Here is a 21369-nt window from a genome sequence, read left to right as displayed (position 1 = left end):
GGTCAGCGTAACGTCACGGTTTCGGGGTTATCGGGTACGCACGGTGATGATCAGCGCGTCAGGACTTCACCGAGGAGCGCCACGGCCGCGGGGATCTCGGTGTCGCCGATGTTGCCGTACCCGAGGACGAGGGCGCGGCCCGGCGAGGGCTTCACGCGGTAGTCGTCGAGGTCGGCCAGCCGCAGTCCGGCGGCCGCCGCGGCGCGGACCGTGCCGCGGGTGTCGGTGCCGTCCGGCAGGTGCAGCAGGACGTGCAGGCCCGCGGCCGTGCCCGAGGCGCGGGCCTGCGGCAGCCGGGTGGCCAAGGTGGTGAGCAGCAGGTCGCGGCGGGTGCGGAACCGACGGCGGGACGCCCGCAGGTGGGCGTCGTACCAGCCCCGGTCGATGAACGTGGCCAGCGCCAGCTGGTCCAGCACCGGCGGGGCGGCGGCCACCGGGTTCGCCGCCCGCAGCGCCGGGACCACCGGGGCGGGCGCGACCAGCCAGCCCAGGCCCAGCGCCGGTGAGAGGGTCTTGCTGACCGTGCCCAGCAGGAAGACCCGGCCGGGGTCCAGGCCCTGCATCACGGCAACCGGGTGGTGGTCGTAGCGGAACTCGGCGTCGTAGTCGTCCTCGATGACGAACCCGTCCACCTCGCGGGCCCAGCGGACCAGGCCGGCCCGACGCGCCGGTGACAGCACCGTGCCGGTCGGGAACTGGTGTGCCGCGCCCACCACGACCGCGCGGGCCGGGGTGTGCGCCAGGTCGTCCACGCGGAGGCCGTCGTCGTCCACCGGCACGGGGTGCACGCGCAGACCGGCACTGGACGCGGCAGCACGCAGCCGGGGCCAGCCCGGGTCCTCCACGGCCAGGTCCGTGATCCCCTCGGCGCGCAGCGCGCGGCACGTGCGGGCCAGGCCGTCCGTGACGCCGGCGCACACCGACACCGACGCGGCCTCGGCGTCCGCGCCGCGGGAACGCCGCAGGTACTGCGCGAGGGTGGCGCGCAGCACCGCGTGCCCGGCCGGGTCCGGCAGGTCGAGGTCGTAGTGGCCGGCCGAGCCGATGACCGACCGCACGGCGTCCGCCCACCGCCGCCGGGGGAACGCGCGCAGGTCGGGCAGTCCGGGCGCGAGGTCGTACCGGATCGCGGGCCCGGCCGGTGCGCGCCGCGCGCGGGGTTTCGCCGCAGTCTGGGGCGACCACGAAACGCGCGTCGCCGAACCCACCCGCGCGGCGAGGTAGCCCTCCGCGATGAGCTGCCCGTACGCCTCCGTCACGACCCAGCGCGAGCAGCCCAGCTCCTCGGCCAGCGCCCGGCTCGGCGGCACGGCGTCACCCTCCGCCAGCCGGCCGTCCCGGATCGCGGTGCGCAACCCGCGCGCCACCCGGTCGTGCAGCCGGCCACGCCCGCCGACCTCCACGAGCGTCGCCCACGCGAAATTGGTCTGGGAAACAGCCACGGGATTGGAGCGTAGTGCCGAGCCGAATCGCCCTACCGTGGTGGACATGGTTGAGAAGCTCGCCCTGGGCGCGATGTTGTTCGGCACGGTGACCGACGAACGCCGGTCGTTCGAGATCCTGGACCGCTTCGTGGACGCGGGCGGCGTGTGGATCGACACCGCGAACTGCTACTCGTTCTGGGAGGACGCGAGCGGCTTCGGCGGGCAGAGCGAGGCGTTGCTGGGACGCTGGCTGGCGAGCAGGCCCGGCGTCCGCGACCGCGTCCGGATCAGCACCAAGGTGGGGTGCGAGCCGACCGAGGCCGGGCGGTTCCCGGAGACCGCCGAGGGCCTGTCGGCCGGGGTGGTCAAGAAGGGGATCGAGGGCAGCCTCCGCCGGCTCGGCACGGACCACGTCGAGCTGTACTGGGCGCACAAGCCCGATCCGGTGACACCGCTGGAGGAGACGGTCGCCGCGTTCGACGAGCTGGTGTCCGCGGGCGCGGTGGGCCGCCTCGGCTGCTCCAACTACCCCGTCTGGCAGGTCGAACGGGCCCGGCAGATCGCCCGGGACCGCGGCGGCGTCGGCTTCACGGCCGTGCAGCAGCACCACACCTACCTGCGACCGCGTCCCGGCACGCAACCCACGGTGGTGCACCGGTTCGGCGCCGTCAGCGACGAGGTGATCCACTACCTGGAACACCACCCGGACATGGCGCTGTGGGCCTACACACCACTGCTCAGCGGCCGCTACACCCGCGCGGACAAGCCGCTGGCCGCCGAGTACGACCACGCCGGCACGACCGACCGACTGGCCGTGCTGGACGAGATCGCCGACGAAACCGGCGCCAACCGCAACCAGGTGGTGCTGGCGTGGCTGACCGGCGGCAGCCCCGCCGCCACCCCGATCGTCGGCGTCAGCACGGTCGGGCAACTGGACGACGCGCTCGCCGGTGCGGCACTGGACCTGACCGACGAGCAGCGCCGACGACTGGACGCGGCGGCGTGACGGCCGGGTTCGCCGGACCCGGGGGTTCCGGCGAGCCCCGGCCCTCGACCGGAGGCGTGCGGCCGCGTCGCGCTGAGGCGGCTGAACACGTTGGCCACCTCCGAGCGGCCGGGTCGGCTCCGACCGTCGTGGAGTCGGCCCGTGTCCACCGACTACCGCGTGCGCCTGTCCACCAGACCCGCCAACGCGGTCAGGTCGGCCGCCGCGTCCGCTTCCGGGTTCGCGGCGTCGAGGTGGGCGAGCGCTTCGGTCAGGTGGTGGCTCGCGGCTTTCTCGGCCCAGGACCTGCCGCCGAGTTCGTCGACGAGGGTGGCCATGGTCGCGGTGTCCGCGTCGGTGAGCGGGGTGTCGGCGACGTAGAAGTCGCGCAGCCGCCGCGCTGCCGGGTGCGGCGAGCGCAGCGCGGCGACGACCGGCAGGGACTTCTTGCGGACGCGCAGGTCGGCGCCGACGCTCTTGCCCGTGGCCGTGGGGTCCCCCCAGATCCCGATCAGGTCGTCGGTGAGCTGGAAGGCGAGGCCGAGGTGGTGCCCGAACCGGCCGAGGTGGTCGGTCCGGTCCGTGCGGACGCCCGCCACGTGCGCACCCAGCACGCAGGCGCACTCCATCAGCGCCGCCGTCTTGCCCGCCGCCATCGCCAGGCACGCGTCGAGGGAGACGTCGGGTGCTCTTTCGAAGGCCACGTCAGCGCTCTGCCCGTCCACCAAAGCGAACAGGGCGGCGTTGAGGGTGCGCACGGCGGTCACCGCGTTGGGGCCGCTGCGCTCGGCGAGCACGTCGGTGGCCAGCACCAGCAGCACGTCGCCCGCGAGCAGGGCGGCGGGCGGCCCGAAGGCCGCCCACCCGCTGGGCCGATGCCTGCGCAGCTCGTCGCCGTCCATGATGTCGTCGTGCAGCAAGGTGAAGTTGTGCACCAACTCCACCGCCACCGCGGCCCCGACGCTCACCTGCGGAGGCACTCCGACGCAAGCCGCGGACAGCACCGTCAGGGCGGGCCGCAGCCCTTTCCCCCCGACGCCCTGGCTCGGCACGCCGTCGGCGTCCCACCAACCGAACTGGTAGCCCGCGACGAGGCGCATCGCCGCGGGCAGCCGGTCGACCGCGGCCCGCAGTTCCGGCTCCACGAGGGCGTTGATGTCGTCGAGCGTGGTCCACGCCCTCGAGTCGACTTGATCGGTGACCGTCACGACGACCCTCCCATCAGGCTCGGCTCGAGATAGCGGCTGGTGTGCTCGTCGGAGGCGCCTTCGCGGTAGCGGTGCGTCGCCCGCGACCAGTCGAGGTTGCCCCGGATCCACGTGCGCATGCCTTCGACGTAGCGGCGGACGGGTTCGGTGTCGAACTCCGCGAGCAGCGCGGCCTCGTGCTCGACGTACTCGGCCGTGCGAGCGTCGATCATGTCGCAGGCCAACGGCAGCGCGTCCTGGTCCGACAGGCCGCGGGCGTGCCCGACCACGGCGACCAGGTTGTGCCACTCGCCGAGCCTGCGCTCCTTCTCCAGCGAGAACACGTCGTTGGTCCAGCACACCACGTCGCACGCGGCGTCGAGCGCGTCCCGGAAGACGGGGTCGGCCAGCACGTCGTCGGGCAGTTCGGTGTCGCGCATCGGTTCGATCAGGTCCATGCAGACGTAGATCGCGCCGGTGTGCCTGCGTCGCTCGACGTACACGGCCTCGCCGGGCACGACGTCGTGCACCCGGTTGTTCGCCTCCCACGCGGCGGCGGTGAAGCACTCGCCGACGTGGGCGCCGAACCGGCGCCGCCAGCCCGGCGTGGCCCGCGGCGCCGTCCTGGCCCACAGGTCGCCGAGCGCCCGCACCGCGCCCGTGTTCCCGACCGGGACCGCGCTCGCGTCGTCCGGGGCACGCAGCGTGGTGGCGATGTCGGCCAGCACGGCGCCGATGTGGTCCGGGCGGGTTCCGGTGATCCCGTCGTCGAGTTCGTCGTCCACGAGGAAGAGCCACGCGAACCAGTCCGCCATGAGCAACACACCCGTCACATCGGTGTCGGGGTAGGTCGCGGCGGCGAAACCGGCGAAGTCGGCGTTGGCGAAGCGTGCCAGGGAAGCGGGCTTGCGCACGATGCCCGCCGAGACCACCCAGTCGTCCACGTGCGAGCGTGCCGTGTGGACGGCTGGGTGCAGTTTGGCCGGAAACGGGCAGGCCAAAGCCGCCCGAGGGTCGGGTGTGGTCACGGTTGCGCTCCAAGCGGGGGAAGAACGTCAGCGGGACAGCAGGGTCAAGCGCACGCCGTCCTTGGGGTGCAGGGTGATCAGCGGTTGAGGCTCGACCGGCGGTTGCCCGGCGGGTACCAGGACCCGGAACCTCCGGACGATCATCGCCACGATCAGCTGCAACTCCGCCATGGCGAAGTGCTTGCCGATGCAGATGCGCGGTCCGCTGCCGAACGGGATGAAAGCGTGCTTGGGCCTGCCCGCCGACCGCTGCGGCGAGAACCGGTCGGGGTCGAACGACTCCGGGTCGGTCCAGAAGTCCGGGTGCCGGTGCATCAGGTAGCTGTTGATGTAGATGTTGGCGCCGGCCGGAATGCGCTTGCCCGCGATGACGTCGTCGGCGACGCAGTGGCGCATCGTCTGGTACGCCGGGGAGTACAGCCGCAGCGTCTCCTCGACGACCGAACGCGTGTAGGACAGCTGACCGAGGTCGGCGTAGGTGGGAGTCCGGTCGCCGAGGTGGGTCCGCACCTCGGCGAAGAGCCGTTCCTGCGCCTCGGGGTGGGTGGCCAGCAGGTACAGCGCCCAGGAAGCGGCGTTGGTGGTGGTCTCGAACGCGCCGATGACCAGGTTGAGGACCTCGTCGCGCAGCTGTTCGACGTCCATGTACTGGTTCGTGTCGTCGTGGGTCGCCGACATGAGCATCGAGAGGAGGTCGTCGGCTTCCTCCTCACCGGCGAGCCTGCGCTCGATGAACGACGAGACGAACCCGTGCATCCTGTCGATCGCCTCGCGCATCCGACGCCTGCGCCTGCCGGGGGTGTTCAGCGGCGGGAACGGCATCGAGAAGAACCCGGCGAGGATCTCGTTGAGCGCGGCGAAGTCCCGCTCGAACTGCTGGGCCGCGTGCCCGACCGCGGCGGTGAACAGCGACCGGTTGACGATCCGCAGCGCCACCTGGCCGACGTCGTCGGTGACGTTGACGACCTGATCGCCATCGGCCCGCGGCAGCCAGGCGTCGATCAGCGCGTCGATCTCGTCCGTCATGTTGCCGGTGAACTTGAGGACGACACCGGGCCGGAAGTGGGGTTGCATCAGCTTGCGCTGCCTGCGGTATTGTTCGCCACCCGAACTGCCGATGAGACCGTTTCCCAACACCGGTCTGGTGACCCGGAACAGCGGCGCATTCCGGTCGTAGTTCTCGGAGTTGTGCACCAGTACGTGCTCGATGTTGGCCGGGTTGTTCACCATTATCATGGGCAGGCCGAGCACGTGGAACCGGAATAAGTCGCCGTGCTTGCCCGCACAATCGGCCAGGTACTCCAACGGCCGCCTTCGGAAAGCCGTCAGATTGGCCGGGTTCCACGGTGGAACCGTGGGCACCTTCCCGGCCTCCCGATAGGCGACCTGGCCGGGCGTCAGGTCACGTGCCCCCATACCCCATCCTCGATCCTGCAGGAAACAGTTGACGGGTGGATCGCACATGACACTAGCCGAGTACACCTTGGATGGAAATATGTTCCGCAGATACTTCATTGACCATTCCGCAATTGGGCCACCAACAGCAGACAACTAGACCGAATGGCCGATATTCGACAGGGCCGGACATCCCGAACGGATTGACCGAATGACAGGAAGGCCCACCCGCGGGCCGCCGCAGATCACCGCGCACTCCAGCCGCGCACTCCAGCCGCACTCGGCGATCACGTCGCTCGAGGCTGTCGATCGGGTGATCGCACCGCATCGCCCGGGCCGGGGCCTGCTGTTCGGTTCCGTTGGCTTCAACAGTATCTGTTAGCGCTAACTTGGCCTGGTGGATCGTTCCAGTTGAGTGGTTGGCGCGGCTGGCGATCACTGTCTGTTAACGCTCTTAGCGAGGGGCCGCGATACTCAGGTCCACAATGGATCCTCCGCGGCCTCGCGGCGACGCCGAAGTACTATGATCCACCGATGGTCACGATCGCCGACGTCGCCCGGGCCGCCGGAGTCTCGCCCAGCACCGTGTCGTACGTGCTGTCCGGCAAGCGCTCGATCTCGGAGACCACCAGGCGCCGCGTGCACCACAGCATCGCCCAGCTCGGCTACCGCCCGAACGCGGGCGCACGGGCGCTGGCGAGCAACCGCACGAACGTGGTCGCCCTGGTCGTGCCGCTGCGCACCGACCTGAACGTCCCCGTGGTCATGCAGTTCGTCACCGCCACGGTCACCGAGGCCCGCTCGCACGACCACGACGTGCTGCTGCTCACCGCGGACGAGGGCGCGGAAGGGCTCCACCGGGTGGTGGCCTCCTCCCTCGCCGACGCGATCATCGTGATGGACGTCGAAGCGGCCGAGCCGCGGGTGCCCGTGCTGCGCGAACTGGCCCGGCCGGCGGTGCTGATCGGCGTGCCGGACCACCCCTACGAGCTGACCTGCGTCGACCTCGACTTCACCGCCGCCGGTGCGGACTGCGTGCACCACCTGGCCGACCTCGGTCACCGCGACATCGCGCTCATCGGCCCCTCCCCCGCCGTCTACCAGCGCGGCACGAGCTACGCCGGTCGGTTCCTCAGCGGGTTCCGGGCGACGGCCGCGAGCCGCGGCGTGGAGGCCGACGCGCTGGCCTGCGTGCCCACCTACGACGGCCTGCGCGACTGCCTGGACGGGCTGCTGGACCGCCGCACCCCGGTCACCGGGCTGGTGGTGCACAACGAGGCCATCCTCGGCCCGCTGTTGTCGGAGCTGGCGAAGCGCGACCTGCGGGTGCCGCGGGACATCTCCGTGCTGGCGGTCTGCCCGGCGGACGTGGCGCAGGCGCAGGCCGTGCCGCTGTCCTCGGTGGACCTGCCGGCGGTGGAACTCGGCCGGCTGGCCGTCGAACTGGCGATGCGCCAGCTCGACGGCCACGCCGAACCCGAGGTCCGGCTGCTGCCACCCCGGCTAACGGCCCGCGGCAGCACCGGTCCGGTGGTTGCCTAGGGTCACCAGGCTCACCTTCCCGGGGTCACCCTGCGCCGCCTCGGTCGCGATCACGGCGAAGGTGAGCGTGTTGTGGTCACGCAGCACGCCCCGCGGCAGCACGAACTCCCGCTGGGGACCGACGCCGTTGAGGTACTGGCCCATGTTCCAGCCGTTGACGAACATCAGCACCCGGTAGCCGCGGGCGGTGGCGTCTTCGAACCTCAGGCCGAGCGACACGTCGTGCCCGCGCGGCAGGTCCAGCTCGAAGTTCGTGCGGTACCAGGACACGCCCGGCGTCAGCTCACCCGGTGTGCGCTGCCATCCGCCCGAGCCGGGCAGGTGCCAGCCCGCGCGTTCGCCGTGCAGGCCACCGGTGTTCATCGGGCCGCGTTCCCCGTCCGTGGGCCGCGAACCCCGGATCTGCCACGAGATCGGCGCGGTCGAGCCCTCGACCACCACCCCGAACAACCCGCGTGGCTGCTTGTGGCGCACGTCGTCGGCCGTCCAGTCGTCGTTGTGGCCCATGTTCCCGACCAGCACGGTCAGCTCCGCCCGCTGCCCGGCGGCGAGCAACCCTTCGGGCACCGTGAAGTCACCGCGTCCGGGATCGGGGTTGACCGGCTCCGAGTCGGCCTGCGTGCCACCCGCGGCGGAGCCGAGGTAACGCCCGTTGAGCCAGACCAGGTAGTGGCCGCGCCTGCCGGTGATCGCGTTGACCGAGACCGTCTTCTCCGCCCCGGTGGCGGTGAACCGGCCGCGGTACCAGACGTTGCCGTTGTGGTGGCCGTACTCGTCGGCGTAGAGCACCGGCAGCGTCTTGGGCTTGATCGGGCTGGCCGTGGTGGTCTTGTCGGCCGCGGTCCAGCCGGACTCACCCTGGCCGGGTGCTTCCGGCCGGTACTGCCAGTCGGTCAGCTCGGGCAGCCGCACCTGGGCCGGCCCCGGCAGCGAGCCGAGCAGGGAGCCACTGGCGGTGTGCCGCACGGGCACCGGACGTCCGCCGACGGACAGGTGCCGCGCCGGGGCGAACACCTCGACGTCGGTCGCGCGGTCGGTGTCGGCACGCAGCGCCACCCGGTCGCCCCTGACCTCGGCGGACCGGACCAGCGACGTGCCGCGGACGAGCACCGGCCCGGCCGCGGTGTCCTGGCGCCAGAACCGCGCGGCGGTCTCGTCGGTGCCGAGCATCAGCAGCATCGGCTGTCGCCCGCCACCGGTGACCAGCACCCGGGAGAGCCCGGTGTGGGTGTAGTCCAGCCGCAGGTCACCGTTGTCGTAGGAGCTGCGGACCTGGCCTTCGAGCACCTTCACGGTCGGCGCCGAGGCGTAGCGCAGGACGGTCGAGCCCTGTTCGCCGTCCCGGCCGTAGAGCACGGCCACGTCCCGGCCCGACACGTCCACGTGGGTCAGGATCTCGGAGTTCGACCACACCAGCCGCTGCCCGCCCAGGTCGTACCCGGCGACGAGGATCTTGGCGTCGCGGCCGTCGACCCGCACCGGCACCTGGTAGCGGCCGTCCGGGGTGGCCCAGTCCAGCGTCGTGGCGAGGTCGCCGGTGCCCGCCCGGTCGGCCTGCCGCACCAGCACGAACTGCGTCCCGGTGTCCGGGTTGGCCCGCGCCACCGTGCCCACCGCGGGGTCGGCGGGCACGGGTGCGGTCGCCTGGTCGGTCTTGGTCAGCGGCGCGACCGAGGTCATGAAGTAGCCCTGCCGCTTGAACTCGTCGTACTTGGCGGTGAGCTGACGCGACTCGGTGATCGCCGAGCCGTAGTCGTAGGAGGTGTAGACGTCGTTCGGCTGCGGGAGCCAGCCCCACGACGTGCCGCCGAACGTCATGTAGTAGCCGAACATGGTGGCACCGCTGGTGATGGCGTTGTTCTTGTAGAACACCTTCATGTAGGCCGGGCCGGTCAGCTCACGGCACTTGTCGTACCCGGCGTTGTTCAGGTCGATCGCGCCCGCCTGGTACTCGGCGGCGTACACCGGCGCGTCGTCGCGCAGCCTGCGCGTGACACCATCGCCCCACGGGCCCCAGGCGTCCGGGTTGTGGCACTCGAACGACTGCGGGTAGTCGTCGACGCCGGGGATCTGCACCGCGCCCTGCCCGGACGACCAGTTCGCCAGGGCGCCGCCGCAGCAGTTGTTGTGCACGATCGGCACGTCGATACCCGAGTCACGGGCGAGCTTCTGGAGGTTCTCCATGTAGGCCGGGTCGACGTTGACCGCGTACTCGTTCTCGACGTTGTAGGCGATCACCGAACCGCCGCGGCTGACGGTGTGCCGGGCGATGATCGGGTTGATGCGGTTGAGCCAGTCGGTGTACGCCGCGGTGTAGCCGGGGTCGCTGGACCGCGCCCGGCCCTCGACCGTCTTCAGCCACGCCGGGAAACCGCCGCCGCTGGTCTCGGCGTTGATGTACGGCCCGGGCCTGGCGACCACGTACAGGCCGAGCTCGTCGGCCATGCGCAGCAACCGGTCCACGTCCCGCACGCCGGTGAAGTCGTACACGCCCGGTGATGGCGAGTGGTAGCCCCAGTGGAAGTACAGCGACACGCCCGTGAACCCGGCGGCCCGGATCTTCTCCAGCACGTCGCGCCACAGCTCGGGGCTGGGCAGCCGGAAGTAGTGGAACTCCCCCGACCACAGCATGACCCGCTCGCCGTCCACCGTCAGCGAGTACCTGTCGTAGGAGACCTCGTGCCGCTTGCCGTCCGACACCGGGGCCGCGACCACCGGGGCGGTCGCGGTCAGCGAGCCCAGCAGCACGAGCACGACCGCCAACAGCCTCATCGGATCCCTCGCAGGGTCAGGGCGCCGCTCTCGGCGCTGATGAGCACTCCGTCAGGGTGTTCGCCGACCGTGCCACCGTCCACGGCGTCGATCGCCTGCGCGCCGACGAGCAGCAGCCGCCAACTCGACGGTGCGTTCTCGGCCTCGACGCGGATCTCGTCGCCGCCGCGGTGGGTGCGGAACGTCGCGCCGCCGACCACCGTGACGTGGTCGCCATCGGCCAGTTGGTAGACCTGCAGCGTGACGCCCTCGGCGTAGTCGTAGTCGGGCCGGTCGTCCACCGCGCCGACCGGCAGGATCGTGTCGGGGCGCACGAGGACCGGTGCGGTGAGGAAGTCGCAGCGGTCGCGGACCCAGCGCGGGCCCTGCACGGTCTCGCCGGTCAGCAGGTGGGTCCAGGCGCCCTCGGGGACGTAGTAGGACACGTCGCCGTCGTCGGAGAACACGGGTGCGACCAGCAGGTCGTCACCGAGCATGTACTGGCGTTCGAGGTGCGCGCAGCCGGGGTCGTCGGGGAACTCGACCACCATCGCGCGCATCATCGGCACGCCCTCGGTCGAGGCCTGCCGCGCGGCACCGTCGAGGTAGGGCATCAGCCGCAGCTTCAGCTTGACGAACCGCCGCAGCACGTCGACCGACTCCTCGTCGAACAGCCACGGCACGCGGTAGGAGGAGCTGCCGTGCAGGCGGCTGTGCGAGGACAGCAGGCCGAATGCGATCCAGCGCTTGAACAGCGCCGCCGAGGGCGTGCCCTCGAAGCCGCCGATGTCGTGGCTCCAGTAGCCGAACCCGGACATGCCCAGCGACAACCCACCCCGCAGGCTCTCGGCCATCGACTCGTAGGTGGCCTCGCAGTCACCGCCCCAGTGCACCGGGAACTGCTGCGAACCCGCCGTCGCGGAGCGGGCGAACACCACCGCGTCACCGTCACCGCGCCGCTTGCGCAGCACCTCGAACACCGTCTGGTTGTACAGGTGCGTGTAGTGGTTGTGCATGCGCTCCGGGTCGGAGCCGTCGTGGTAGACCACATCGGTGGGGACGCGCTCGCCGAAGTCGGTCTTGAAGCAGTCCACGCCCTGGGCCAGCAACGCGTCCAGCTTGGCCGAGTACCAGGCGCGGGCGGCCGGGTTGGTGAAGTCCACCAGCGCCATGCCCGGCTGCCACAGGTCCCACTGCCACACGTCGCCGTTGGGCTTGCGCAGCAGGTAGCCGTTCGCCTTGCCCTCGGCGAACAACGGCGACCGCTGCGCGATGTAGGGGTTGATCCACACCGAGATCCGCAGGCCGCGGGCGCGCAGCCGCTCCAACATGCCGACCGGGTCCGGGAACGTGCGCGGGTCCCACTCGAAGTCGCACCAGTGGAACTCGCGCATCCAGAAGCAGTCGAAGTGGAACACGCTCAACGGCAGGTCCCGCTGCAGCATGCCGTCGATGAACCCCGACACCGTCTCCTCGTCGTAGGAGGTGGTGAACGACGTCGACAGCCACAGCCCGAACGACCACGCCGGCGGCAACGCCGGGCGCCCGGTCAGCGCGGTGTACTTGCGCAGGATCTCGCGCGGGCTGGGTCCGTAGACGAGGAAGTACTCCAGCGTCTGGCCCTCGACGCTGAACTGGACCTTCGACACCGCCTCCGAGCCCACCTCGAACGACACGTGCCCGGGGTGGTTGACGAAGATCCCGTAGCCCGCGTTGGTCAGGTAGAACGGGACGTTCTTGTAGGCCTGCTCGCTGCTCGTGCCGCCATCGGCGTTCCAGATGTCCACCGTCTGGCCGTTCTTGACCAGCGGCCCGAACCGCTCCCCCAGCCCGTAGACCGTGTCACCCACACCCATGGTCAACTGCTCGCGCACGTGGTGGACGCCGTCCACGGTCATGAAGCCGATGCCCTTGGTGCCGCTGCTGGTCAGCGAGCGCCCATCGGCGGTGAAGTCGACCCGCCACTGCTCGCCCCGGTGCACCCGCACCGACAACGCACCCGAGGTCATCACCACCCCGGCGTCGTCCTCCACCACCTTCGCCTCGTGCGCGCTGTCGGCGGCCAGCGCGAACACCGGCTCCTTCGGTGCCTCACCGGTGAAGTGCGTGACCCTCACCCCGATCACGTCCGCCATCGGCGAGGTGAGCCCCAACGTGACCGCGGGGCCGCTGAGCGTGTCACCCCGGTGCCGGATGGGCCGGGTCGACGCGTGCACGACGACCTCCCCGTTCCCGGCCGTGACGTCACGCACCTCCACCGGATGAGCGGCCTCCACACCAGGCCGCAGCAGCCAGTACCCGTCGCTGAACTTCATTTCACTGCCCCTGCCGTGATGCCGCGGGTCAACGCGCGTTGGAAGATCAGGAAGAAGACGATGGCCGGGATGACGCCGAGCAGCGCCGAGGCGCTGGTCATGGTGGCGTCCATCATCCGCTGGCCTTGCAGGACACCGAGTGCCACCGGCACGGTCTGGTTCTCGTTGGAGATCAGCAGCACCAGCGGGAGGAAGAACTCGTTCCAGGTCCAGATGAAGAAGAACACGAACAGCACGCCCAGTGTGGGTCTGCTGATCGGCACGACGATCCGCACCAACGTCTGCCACTTGTTCGCACCGTCGATGCGGGCGGCCTCCAGCAGTTCGCGGGGGAAGCCGCCGAGCGTGGAGGTGAGCAGGTAGGTGCCGAACGCCGCCTGGATCACCGTGAAGATGATGATCACGGCCAGTTTCGTGTCGTACAGGCCGACCTCGTTGGCCAGGAAGTACAGCGGGTAGACCAGCGCTTCCTGCGGAAGGGTGTTGGCGATGAGGAACACGACCAGGATCCACAGCCTGCCGCGGACCCGGCCGATGCCCAGCGCGTAGGCGTTGAACACCGACACGACCACCGCGAGCACGGCCACCGAGCCGCTGATCACCACGCTGTTCCACAGCTTCTCGCCGAAGTCGACGCGTTCCCAGAACGCGATGATCCCCTCCAGCGAGATACCGGAAGGCAGGTCCAGCGGCCCGCCGGTGGAGTACTCGGCCGGTGTCTTCACCGCGTTGAGCGCGACGATGACGAACGGCACCAGCATCACCGCGGCCAGCAGGATCATCGACCACAGCACCGCGTGCCGCCTCATCGTTCACCCCGGTTCTGCACGCGCAGGAACACCGTGGTGAGCACCAGGATCAGCACGGTGAGCACGGTGGCGATCGCGGCGCCGTAGCCGACCTGGGTCTTCTCGAAGAAGTTCTGGAACGAGTAGTAGGACGGCACGTTCGTCGAACCGCCCGGCCCGCCCCTGGTCAGCACGTAGATCGGCGCGAACACCTTCAGCGCGGCGATGGTGCAGGTCAGCAGCACCACGAAGATCTCCGGCCGGATCTGCGGCACGGTGACGTGGAAGAACCGGCCCCACCACGACGCGCCGTCCAGCTCGGCGGCCTCGTGCAGCGACGGGTCCACCCGCTGCATCCCGGCCATGAAGATCACCACCGGGTAGCCGACCTGGATCCACAGCAGCACGCCCATCACGGTCCACAGCGCCAGGTCGGGGTCGCCGAGCCAGTTCTGCGCCAGCGAGTCCAGCCCGACCGCGCGCAGCACCTCGTTCAGCGCGCCGTCCTGCGGGGCCAGGATCCAGCTCCACACGATCCCGGCCACCGCGATGGGCAGCACCTGCGGCAGGTAGACGCACGCCCGCAGCACGGCGGCGTGCCGTGCGCCGAAGTGCTTGCCGATGAAGTCGAACAGGGCCGCGGCGATGACGAGTCCCGCCAGGGTCGGCAGGACCGCCATCGCCACCACCAGGCCGACGTTGTGCCGGAACGACGCCCAGAACGTGCCGTCGCCCATCAGCCGGGTGTAGTTGTCCAGCCCGATCCACTCCGGCGTGCCGGCGCCGGACCACTCGGTGAAGCTGATGCCGATGTTCATCCCGAACGGCACCAGGATCACCGCGAGCAGCAGCAAGCCGCCGGGGATCAGGAAGAGCAGGTACGACCCGCGGTCGCGGATCGAGGTGGGGACCAGGCTCATTTGCCGACGCTCGCCGTGTTCTCCTTGTAGTAGTCGGCCAGTTCGGTCAGCACCTCGTGCGGCCCGCGTTGGCCGGTGATCAGCTTCTGCACCGACGACACCTGCGCGTCGTAGAAGCCGGGCGCGGGCCAGTCCGGGTAGAACGCCAGCTTGTCGGCGTCGCTGATCGCCTTGAAGTCGTCGTTGAGCTGCTTGGTCTTCGGGTCGGTCACGGGCGTGCCGCTCGGCGCGACCGCGATGCCGCCCGCGTCACGCAGCTTGTCCTGGATCGCCGGTGACATGGTGATCTCGATGAAGTCGTAGGCCAGCTGCTTGTTCTTCGAGCCCTTCGGCACGACCCACAGGTTGCCGCTGGACCCGGACGTCATACCCGGCCACGGCACCGACGCCCACTCGAAGTCCTTGACCTGCGCCTGCACCCGGCCGTACCACCAGCTGCCGCTGATCATGATCGGGTGCTTGCCCTGCATGAACGCCAGGCCCATGTCCTCGGCCTTCACCCCGGCGGAGTCCTTGGAGATGTAGCCCTCGCGCAGCCACTTGGCGAACGTCTCCGCACCGAACACCCAGGTGTTGTCGTGGAAGTTCACGTCACCGGTGTAGCGCTGGAACTTGTCGACCCACGCGCGGTCGGCCTTGGTCAGCGCCAGCTGGTAGAACAGCTGCGCCGCCGGGTACTCCGCGCCGCCCAGCGCGAGCGGCGTGACGCCCGCCTTGGCGAACTTGTCCATCGCGGCGGTCAGCTCGTCGAAGGTCTTCGGCGCGGTCAGTCCCTGCTGGTCGAACATCGTCTTGTTGTAGTAGACCATCACGTACTCGGCGTAGTTGGGAATGCCGTACCACTTCCCGGAACCCATCACGCCGCGCTCGTCGTACTTGGCGGTGGTGTCGATGCCCGGCCCGAGCTTGCGGTCCCACCCTCGCTTGGCCACTTCCTCGCTCATGTCGGTCAGCAGGCCCTGCTTGGACAGCAGACCGGCGGTCGCGTTGCCCTTGTTGTACTCCAGGATGTCCGGTGCGTCCTTGGAGTTGAGCACCATCGAGGCGGTCTTCTGGATCTGCTCGAAGCCCTTCTCCTCGAACTGCACCTTGACGCCGGGGTGGGTGGCCTCGAACTGCTTGATCGCCTCCGCCCACGCCACGCCCATGGCGCTGTCGGGCCCCTCGTAGTGCCACAGCTTGAGCGTGTTGGGGTCGGAGGCCCCCTCCGAACCTCCGCAGCCGGCCACGGCCATCAGGGCGGCGACCGCGGCCACCAGGAGTCGCTTGGACATCAGGATGATCCCTCCACGGTGAGGTTGTCGATCCGGGCCTTCCCCGTGAAGACCAGGTACACGTCCTGCCGACCGGTCGCGCCGCGCAACGGCGACGAGACCGTGGTCCAGGAGTACTTGTCGGCCGTGGTCGGCACGGCGAGCGTGCCCACCAGCCGGCCGGTGGGGCCGCCGAGGCGCACCTCGACCGTCGTCGGCGCGTCCGGGTTCGCCACCCGCGCCGTCAGCGAACGGGCCGCCCGGCCCAGGTCGACGTCCTCGAAGCTGATCCACTGGCCGGGTGCGGTCGAGGCGACGGCGGTGCCGCGTTCCTTGGTCGTGTCCACCAGGGTCACGCCGGAGTAGTCGTCGAAGTTCTGCGCCTGCGTGGCCTTGCCCAGATCACGCGGCGGGATCGTCTCGCCGCGCACGCCGATCGTGCGGGTCAGCGGCCCGACCGCCAGCTCGTGCGGCGCGCTCTCCACCACCCGCTTCTCCCGCGTCACGTCCCAGAACGCCAGGTCGGCCGCGCGGACGGTCAGCTCGACCGTCCTCGTCTCACCGGGCCGCAGCTCCACCCGCTCGAACGCGCGCAGCTGCTTGACCGGCTGCTGGACCCGGGACTTCTTCTGGTGCGAGTACAGCTGGACGACCTCGGTGCCCGCCCGGTCGCCCGTGTTGGTCACGTCCACGCGGACCTTCACCTCGCCGGAGGCGTCCACCACGGCCCGGTCGACCCGCATCTTCGAGTAGCGGAACGACGTGTAGCTCAGCCCGTACCCGAACGGGTACAGCGGCTTGCCGCGGAAGTACTGGTAGGTGTGCCCGGACTTGGAGATGTCGTACCGGAGCTTGTCGGGCAGGTCGGCGTCGGACCGGTACCAGGTCTGCGTCAGCCTGGCGCCCGGGTTGTGGTCGCCGAACAGCACGTCGGCGATCGCGTGGCCGGTCTCCTGGCCCGCGTGCGTGGTCCACAGGATCGCGGGCAGGTCGGCGGTGTCCCAGTCGCCCGCGTACGGGTAGCTGCTCTCCAGCACGACGATCGTGCGCGGGTTCGCCTTGCGCACCGCGTCGATCACGGCGCGCTGACCGGCCGGCAGCACGGTGGTCTTGCGGTCGTCGTCCTCGCGGCCGTTGACGAACGGCATGCTGCCGACCACCACGACAGCGGCATCCGCGCCCTTCGCCGCGGCGACCGCGCTGTCCACGCCGCTGCGCACGACCTCCCGCCCGAACTTCGTGGCGTCGCCGACCGAGGCGGCGCCCAGGGTGAGCCTGCCGTCCGCGCCGACGACCACGTACTTGTTCGGGCCGAACCAGGACTGGGTAACGTCGTTGCCCGCGTACTCCAGCACGTGCGAGCCGTCCGGTTGCGCCACGAGCTTGAACTGCTGCTGGACGAACCAGCCGGTGGGCTGCACCGCGTTGTTGACCAGGCTCCGGCCGTCGCCCAGCGACACCGTCCTGCCGTTGGCGGCGGTCCGCAGCGTGACCGTGCCCTCGCCCCAGTCGAACACGTCCAGCCCGCTCGTCCCGCCCGGTGACGCCTCGGTGGCGGTGAGCGCGGCGCCGGTGGACGCGGTGGACGCCGTGACGTACCTGCCGGTGGCCAGGTCCTTCAGCCTGATCCGGTCGACGCCCTCGCTCGACGTGACCTCGGCCCGTTCAGCGAGCCCCTTCACCGGCGTGATCCGGTAGGGCATGGTGCCGGAGTACCAGTCCTCGTACAGGGTGTCGGCGAGCTGGCCGACGACGGCGACCTTCTTGGTGTCCGCGGTGGACAGCGGCAGGGTGTCGGCGTCGTTGCGCAGCAGCACGACCTGCTCGGCGGCCACCTCACGGGCCAGCTGCCGGTGCTCCGGCGCGTCGATCACCTCCGGCGTGATGGCGGCGTACGGGTTGCGGCCCGCCGGGTCGAACTCGCCGAGCCGGAACCGGATCGACAGCACGTGCCGCACCGCGTCCTCGACGTCGGCCAGGGTGATCAGGCCCTGGGACAGCGCGGTCTTGATCGCCGTCGTGGTCTGGGCCGAGTCGCGGTCGTTCTCGGTGAAGCTGTCCAGGCCCGCCCGGATGGATGCCGCGTGCGCCTCCGGCCTGGTGGCGTAGTAGCGCTGCGAACCGAAGACGTTGGACGCGCCGCCCGCGTCACCGACGATCATCAGGTCCTCATCGGTCCACGAGCGCACGACGTCGTCCAGCTCCGGGCCGACGTGCGTGGGGCGGCCGTTGACCAGGTTGTAGGAGGCCATCACGCCGGTGGCGGCGTTCGCCGAGACGGCCGGCTTGAACGCGGCCTCGTCGTAGTCCTTCAAGATCCGCGGCGGCACGATCGAGTCGACGGTGATGCGGTCGTCCTCGACGTTGTAGGCGACGTAGTGCTTCAACGTCGGCGCGGCCTGGAGGTAGTCGGGGTGGTCACCCTGGATGCCCCGGCCGAACGCGGTGGAGATCCGGCCGGTCAGGTACGGGTCCTCCGAGTAGCCCTCCTCGTTGCGGCCCCACCTCGGGTCGCGCAGCAGGTTGACCACCGGCGCCCACAGGTTGAGGCCGTTGAACGCGGGGTTGCGCGCGTGGAAGCCGCGGGCCTCGCGACCGGTCACCGCGCCGACCTGTTCGACCAGTTCGGGGTTCCACGTGTTCGCCAGGCCCAGCGCCTGCGGGAACACCGTCGCCTCGCCCAGCCACGCCACGCCGTGCAGCGCTTCGGTGCCGGTCTTGAACGCGCCGATCCCGAGCCTGGGTATCGCCGGCTGGTACTGGTGCAGCAGCGAGACCTTCTCGTCGACGGTCAACCGGCCGAGCAGGTCGTCGATCCGGGCTGCGCGCGGCAGGTCCGGGTCCCGGAACGGCAGCTCCTGGGCGTGCGCGGGCAGTGGCGCCAGGAGCAGCGCCGCGATCAGCGGCACCAGCAGCGAGCGACGGGCTCTCGACACGGATCGTCTCCCCTTCGTCCCGGGGAAGCGTGGAGCTCCCTCGCCATCGAAGCGCTTCGATTGGCCACCGTAGAGGCCCGGACGTGACGGACGCAACAGGGTTCGGCGGGTCCGCGAGGAGGCGTTCCACCAGGCGGACAGGGCACCGGCTTCGGCCGCAGTACAACTTTCGACCCATAGGCGCACGACCAAAGTGGCAGTGGCGTTGAATCCGCGCCCGGACGTGCCTTTGATTGCACAGGCCGGCTCCCGAACCTGGAAGGCACTCCCACATGAGCCAACTGCTGCACGTAAACGCCTCGCCGCGGGGCGCGGCGAGCCAGTCGCTCGCCATCGCCGGGGCGTTCCTGTCCGCGTACAAGGACCGCAAGCCGGAGACCAAGGTCGACGTCCTGTCGGTGTTCGAGGACAGCCTGCCCGATTTCGGCACCACGGCCGCCGCGGCGAAGATGGCCGCGTTCGCCGGGCAGGAGCAGACCCCCGAGCAGGTCGACGTCTGGGCACAGGCGCGGGCGGTGTTCGACCGGTTCGCCGCGGCGGACGAGTACGTCTTCAACATCCCGATGTGGAACGCGGGCGTGCCCTACGCCCTCAAGCACTGGATCGACGTGGTGACGCAGCCGGGCTGGGTGTTCGGGTTCGACCCCACCGCCGGGTACAGCGGCCTGATGACCGGGCGCAAGGCGTTCGTCGTCTACTCCAGCGGCGTGTACGCCGACGGTGTGCCGCAGGAGTTCGGCGTGGACTTCCGCAGCACGTTCTTCAAGGACTGGCTCCGGTTCGTCGGCATCACCGACGTGACCGAGGTCTACTTCGACGCCAACGCCATGAACGCCGACCCCGGGGCCGCCCTGGAGGCCGCCAAGGCGCGGGCCGAGGAGCACGCCTCGACGTTCTGACGCACCGCTCGAAAAGGCCGGCACCGGCAGGTGTCGGCCTTTTCCGCATTCCGCCCGGCAGCCCACTACCACTTTAGGAGAATCACCGGGGCAATAGGTGGTAGGCGCCCCTCCGAAAACGCTTCGCGCGCTCTAACGTCGTCCCCGGAATGAGCGAAAGGGGACCGACATGACTTCGAACAACAGCGGGGCGCTGCTGCTCAAGTCCGTGGACGACCACCTGGGCCCCGGCGCCACCCGGTTCTTCGGCTCGGGTTACCGCCGGGTGGACTACGCGGTCGGCGGCACCCGGCTGCACGGCGCGGCGGACGGGCTGGCCGCCACGGTCGAGATCCGCTACCCGGCGGACTGGTCGCGCAAGACCGAAGACACCGAGCTGCGCCCGCACCTGTCCACCATCGACGTGCTGATCCTCGCCGTGCGGGCAGCCGAGCTGCTGACCGCGCAGCGCAACGACCTCGACCTCGCGGCTCGCGGCCGGACGTGGCTGCGCCGGGTGGACATCAAGGCGCCCGCCAAGCCCGTGGAGGGCAACCTCTTCTCGCTGCCGGTCACCGCCACCCACGTCTCCGCCGCGCCGGAGGGCGACCGCCGACTGCTGTCCACAGTGGACGTCAGGGTCGCCGCCATGCGGGTCCGCGTCCTGCTGGAGCACGACGCGGGCGGCCCGGCCGCGTCCCCGGCCGACCTCGACGCCCGCTTCGGCGCGGACTACCCCGGCCTGTACGGCGGTGGCTTCCGCTCGTGGCGGCAGACCGTGGCGGACGTGGTCGTCGACGTGACCGCCGCGCACGCCACCGCGAACGTGCTGGTCGAGCCGCCGGACGACCCGTTCGCCGACGCCGGGGTCGACTCCGCGGCGGGCCCCGTCGTGTCCATGGTCGACTCGTTCGTGGTGGCCCTCCAGCTGGGCCAGGTGCTGCTCTACACCACCGACGACATGGACCGCGCGTCCAGCGACACGTTGTGGATGCGGCACACCACGATCACCGCCTGCCCGCCCGCCGCACGACGCGCGGGCGACTGGTTCCCCGCGGTCGCCGAACTGCTCGACCCGGCCCTGCTCGAGACGCCGAACGGCGTCTGGCGCACGGCCACCATCGTCGGCGACAGCCTCGGCGTGGTCACCCGGTGCGCGGTCGCCCACCGGCTGCCCCACTCCCCCTGACCCCACCTGCCCCCCGCTCCACCCGACCCGGATCACCGAGAAACGAAGGCGGACAAAGACATGCGGTTGGGAATCTCCGGAACGTACTCCTCCGGCAAGACCATCACCGGGATGGCGCTGTCGCACTACACCGGCATCCCGCGGACCCGGGCCAAGACCATGCGCGAGATCCTGCCCGAGGCGGCACCCGGCAAGGCGCTGGAGGAGTGCACCGCCGCGGAACTGCTGCAGATGATCGTCGTGCGGCACGTCGACCGCGCGGTGCACGAGAGCAGGCTGTGGGACGGCTTCATCTCGGACGGCTCGTCGCTGCAGGAGTGGATCTACGGCGCGGTGCGGGTGACCGTGGGCATCAACCCGAACGACTCGGTGCACCTGTCCGACCTGGAGTCGGTCGAGAAGACGCCGGAGCTGGCGTTCTTCGAGGAGGTCATGGAGCAGATCGGGCACGCGTTCAAGCGGCACGTGAAGGCCACCTTCGACGCGTTCGTGCACCTGCCCAACGAGCTGCCCCTGGCCGCGGACGGGCACCGCCCGGTCAACGAGCGGTTCCGCTCGCTGTCCGACGAGCACCTGAAGGCGACGCTGACCGAACTGGGCATCCCGTACCACGTCGTCGGCGGCTCGCTGCCCGAGCGGTTGCGCCGCATCACCGAGATCTTCGACCTGCCGGTGGCGCGCGACGTCGACAGCGCGATCGCCCTCGCCGAGGCCGAGTACGCGGCGATGGACGTGCGCGTGGAGACCGAACGCGCCGCTGCCGTCGTCTGACCGAGAG

Annotated in this window: 15 protein-coding genes; 5 read left to right on the top strand and 10 right to left on the bottom strand. The window is 70.4% G+C overall.

The features are described 5' to 3' along the window. Positions 1-50: 50 nt before the first annotated feature. Complete coding sequence (gene pdxR / locus B0I31_RS05565) at positions 51-1442, bottom strand: MocR-like pyridoxine biosynthesis transcription factor PdxR (RefSeq protein WP_245949710.1); 1392 nt, start codon at positions 1440-1442, stop codon at positions 51-53. A gap of 46 nt (positions 1443-1488) precedes the next feature. Between pdxR and B0I31_RS05560 the strand changes: the two genes are divergently transcribed. Continuing rightward, the gene (locus B0I31_RS05560; RefSeq protein WP_106614686.1) at positions 1489-2430 is read left to right on the top strand and encodes an aldo/keto reductase; all 942 of its coding nucleotides are present in this window, start codon (positions 1489-1491) and stop codon (positions 2428-2430) included. A 152-nt stretch (positions 2431-2582) separates the two neighbouring features. On the opposite strand, the gene B0I31_RS05555 is transcribed toward B0I31_RS05560, so the two are convergent. From B0I31_RS05555 to B0I31_RS05545, 3 genes are all read right to left on the bottom strand, one after another. Further along, complete coding sequence (locus B0I31_RS05555; RefSeq protein WP_106614227.1) at positions 2583-3617, bottom strand: polyprenyl synthetase family protein; 1035 nt, start codon at positions 3615-3617, stop codon at positions 2583-2585. Next, positions 3614-4540 carry a terpene synthase family protein gene (locus B0I31_RS39915; protein WP_146173744.1) on the bottom strand — a complete coding sequence of 309 codons (927 nt, stop codon included), beginning with the start codon at positions 4538-4540 and terminating at the stop codon, positions 3614-3616. The genes B0I31_RS05555 and B0I31_RS39915 overlap by 4 nt, the downstream gene beginning before the upstream one ends. A 111-nt stretch (positions 4541-4651) precedes the next feature. After that, entirely contained in the window at positions 4652-6040 is a 1389-nt protein-coding gene (locus B0I31_RS05545; protein WP_181320007.1) for a cytochrome P450, read from the bottom strand. Between the two features lie 513 nt (positions 6041-6553). Between B0I31_RS05545 and B0I31_RS05540 the strand changes: the two genes are divergently transcribed. Next, complete coding sequence (locus B0I31_RS05540) at positions 6554-7561, top strand: LacI family DNA-binding transcriptional regulator (RefSeq protein ID WP_106614225.1); 1008 nt, start codon at positions 6554-6556, stop codon at positions 7559-7561. On the opposite strand, the gene B0I31_RS05535 is transcribed toward B0I31_RS05540, so the two are convergent. Genes B0I31_RS05535 through B0I31_RS05510 form a run of 6 tightly spaced genes read right to left on the bottom strand, consistent with a single transcriptional unit; the run spans position 7523 to position 18524 of the window. Further along, positions 7523-10333, bottom strand: coding sequence for a beta-galactosidase (locus B0I31_RS05535; RefSeq protein WP_106614224.1), 2811 nt, complete (start codon positions 10331-10333; stop codon positions 7523-7525). The genes B0I31_RS05540 and B0I31_RS05535 overlap by 39 nt on opposite strands. Continuing rightward, complete coding sequence (yicI, locus tag B0I31_RS05530) at positions 10330-12627, bottom strand: alpha-xylosidase (protein ID WP_106614223.1); 2298 nt, start codon at positions 12625-12627, stop codon at positions 10330-10332. The genes B0I31_RS05535 and yicI overlap by 4 nt, the downstream gene beginning before the upstream one ends. Continuing rightward, entirely contained in the window at positions 12624-13436 is an 813-nt protein-coding gene (locus tag B0I31_RS05525) for a carbohydrate ABC transporter permease (protein ID WP_106614222.1), read from the bottom strand. Before B0I31_RS05525 ends, yicI begins: the two co-directional genes overlap by 4 nt. Beyond that, complete coding sequence (locus tag B0I31_RS05520; RefSeq protein ID WP_106614221.1) at positions 13433-14335, bottom strand: carbohydrate ABC transporter permease; 903 nt, start codon at positions 14333-14335, stop codon at positions 13433-13435. Before B0I31_RS05520 ends, B0I31_RS05525 begins: the two co-directional genes overlap by 4 nt. After that, positions 14332-15609, bottom strand: a complete 1278-nt coding sequence (locus tag B0I31_RS05515) for an ABC transporter substrate-binding protein (RefSeq protein ID WP_106614220.1) — start codon at positions 15607-15609, stop codon at positions 14332-14334. The genes B0I31_RS05520 and B0I31_RS05515 overlap by 4 nt, the downstream gene beginning before the upstream one ends. Further along, complete coding sequence (locus B0I31_RS05510) at positions 15609-18524, bottom strand: glycoside hydrolase family 3 protein (protein ID WP_106614219.1); 2916 nt, start codon at positions 18522-18524, stop codon at positions 15609-15611. Before B0I31_RS05510 ends, B0I31_RS05515 begins: the two co-directional genes overlap by 1 nt. A gap of 272 nt (positions 18525-18796) precedes the next feature. Here B0I31_RS05510 and B0I31_RS05505 point away from each other — a divergent pair, with 272 nt between their 5' ends. The 3 genes from B0I31_RS05505 to B0I31_RS05495 all read left to right on the top strand — a co-directional run bounded on the left by B0I31_RS05505 (position 18797) and on the right by B0I31_RS05495 (position 21362). Next, positions 18797-19423, top strand: a complete 627-nt coding sequence (locus B0I31_RS05505) for an FMN-dependent NADH-azoreductase (RefSeq protein WP_106614218.1) — start codon at positions 18797-18799, stop codon at positions 19421-19423. Between the two features lie 169 nt (positions 19424-19592). Further along, the gene (locus B0I31_RS05500; protein WP_106614217.1) at positions 19593-20591 is read left to right on the top strand and encodes an AvrD family protein; all 999 of its coding nucleotides are present in this window, start codon (positions 19593-19595) and stop codon (positions 20589-20591) included. Positions 20592-20651: 60 nt separating this feature from the next. Then, complete coding sequence (locus B0I31_RS05495; RefSeq protein ID WP_106614216.1) at positions 20652-21362, top strand: AAA family ATPase; 711 nt, start codon at positions 20652-20654, stop codon at positions 21360-21362. Positions 21363-21369: the final 7 nt, after the last annotated feature.

Source organism: Saccharothrix carnea (genome assembly GCF_003014735.1).
GTDB classification, from domain to species: domain Bacteria; phylum Actinomycetota; class Actinomycetes; order Mycobacteriales; family Pseudonocardiaceae; genus Actinosynnema; species Actinosynnema carneum.
This window is presented reverse-complemented; position numbering and strand designations above follow the sequence as displayed.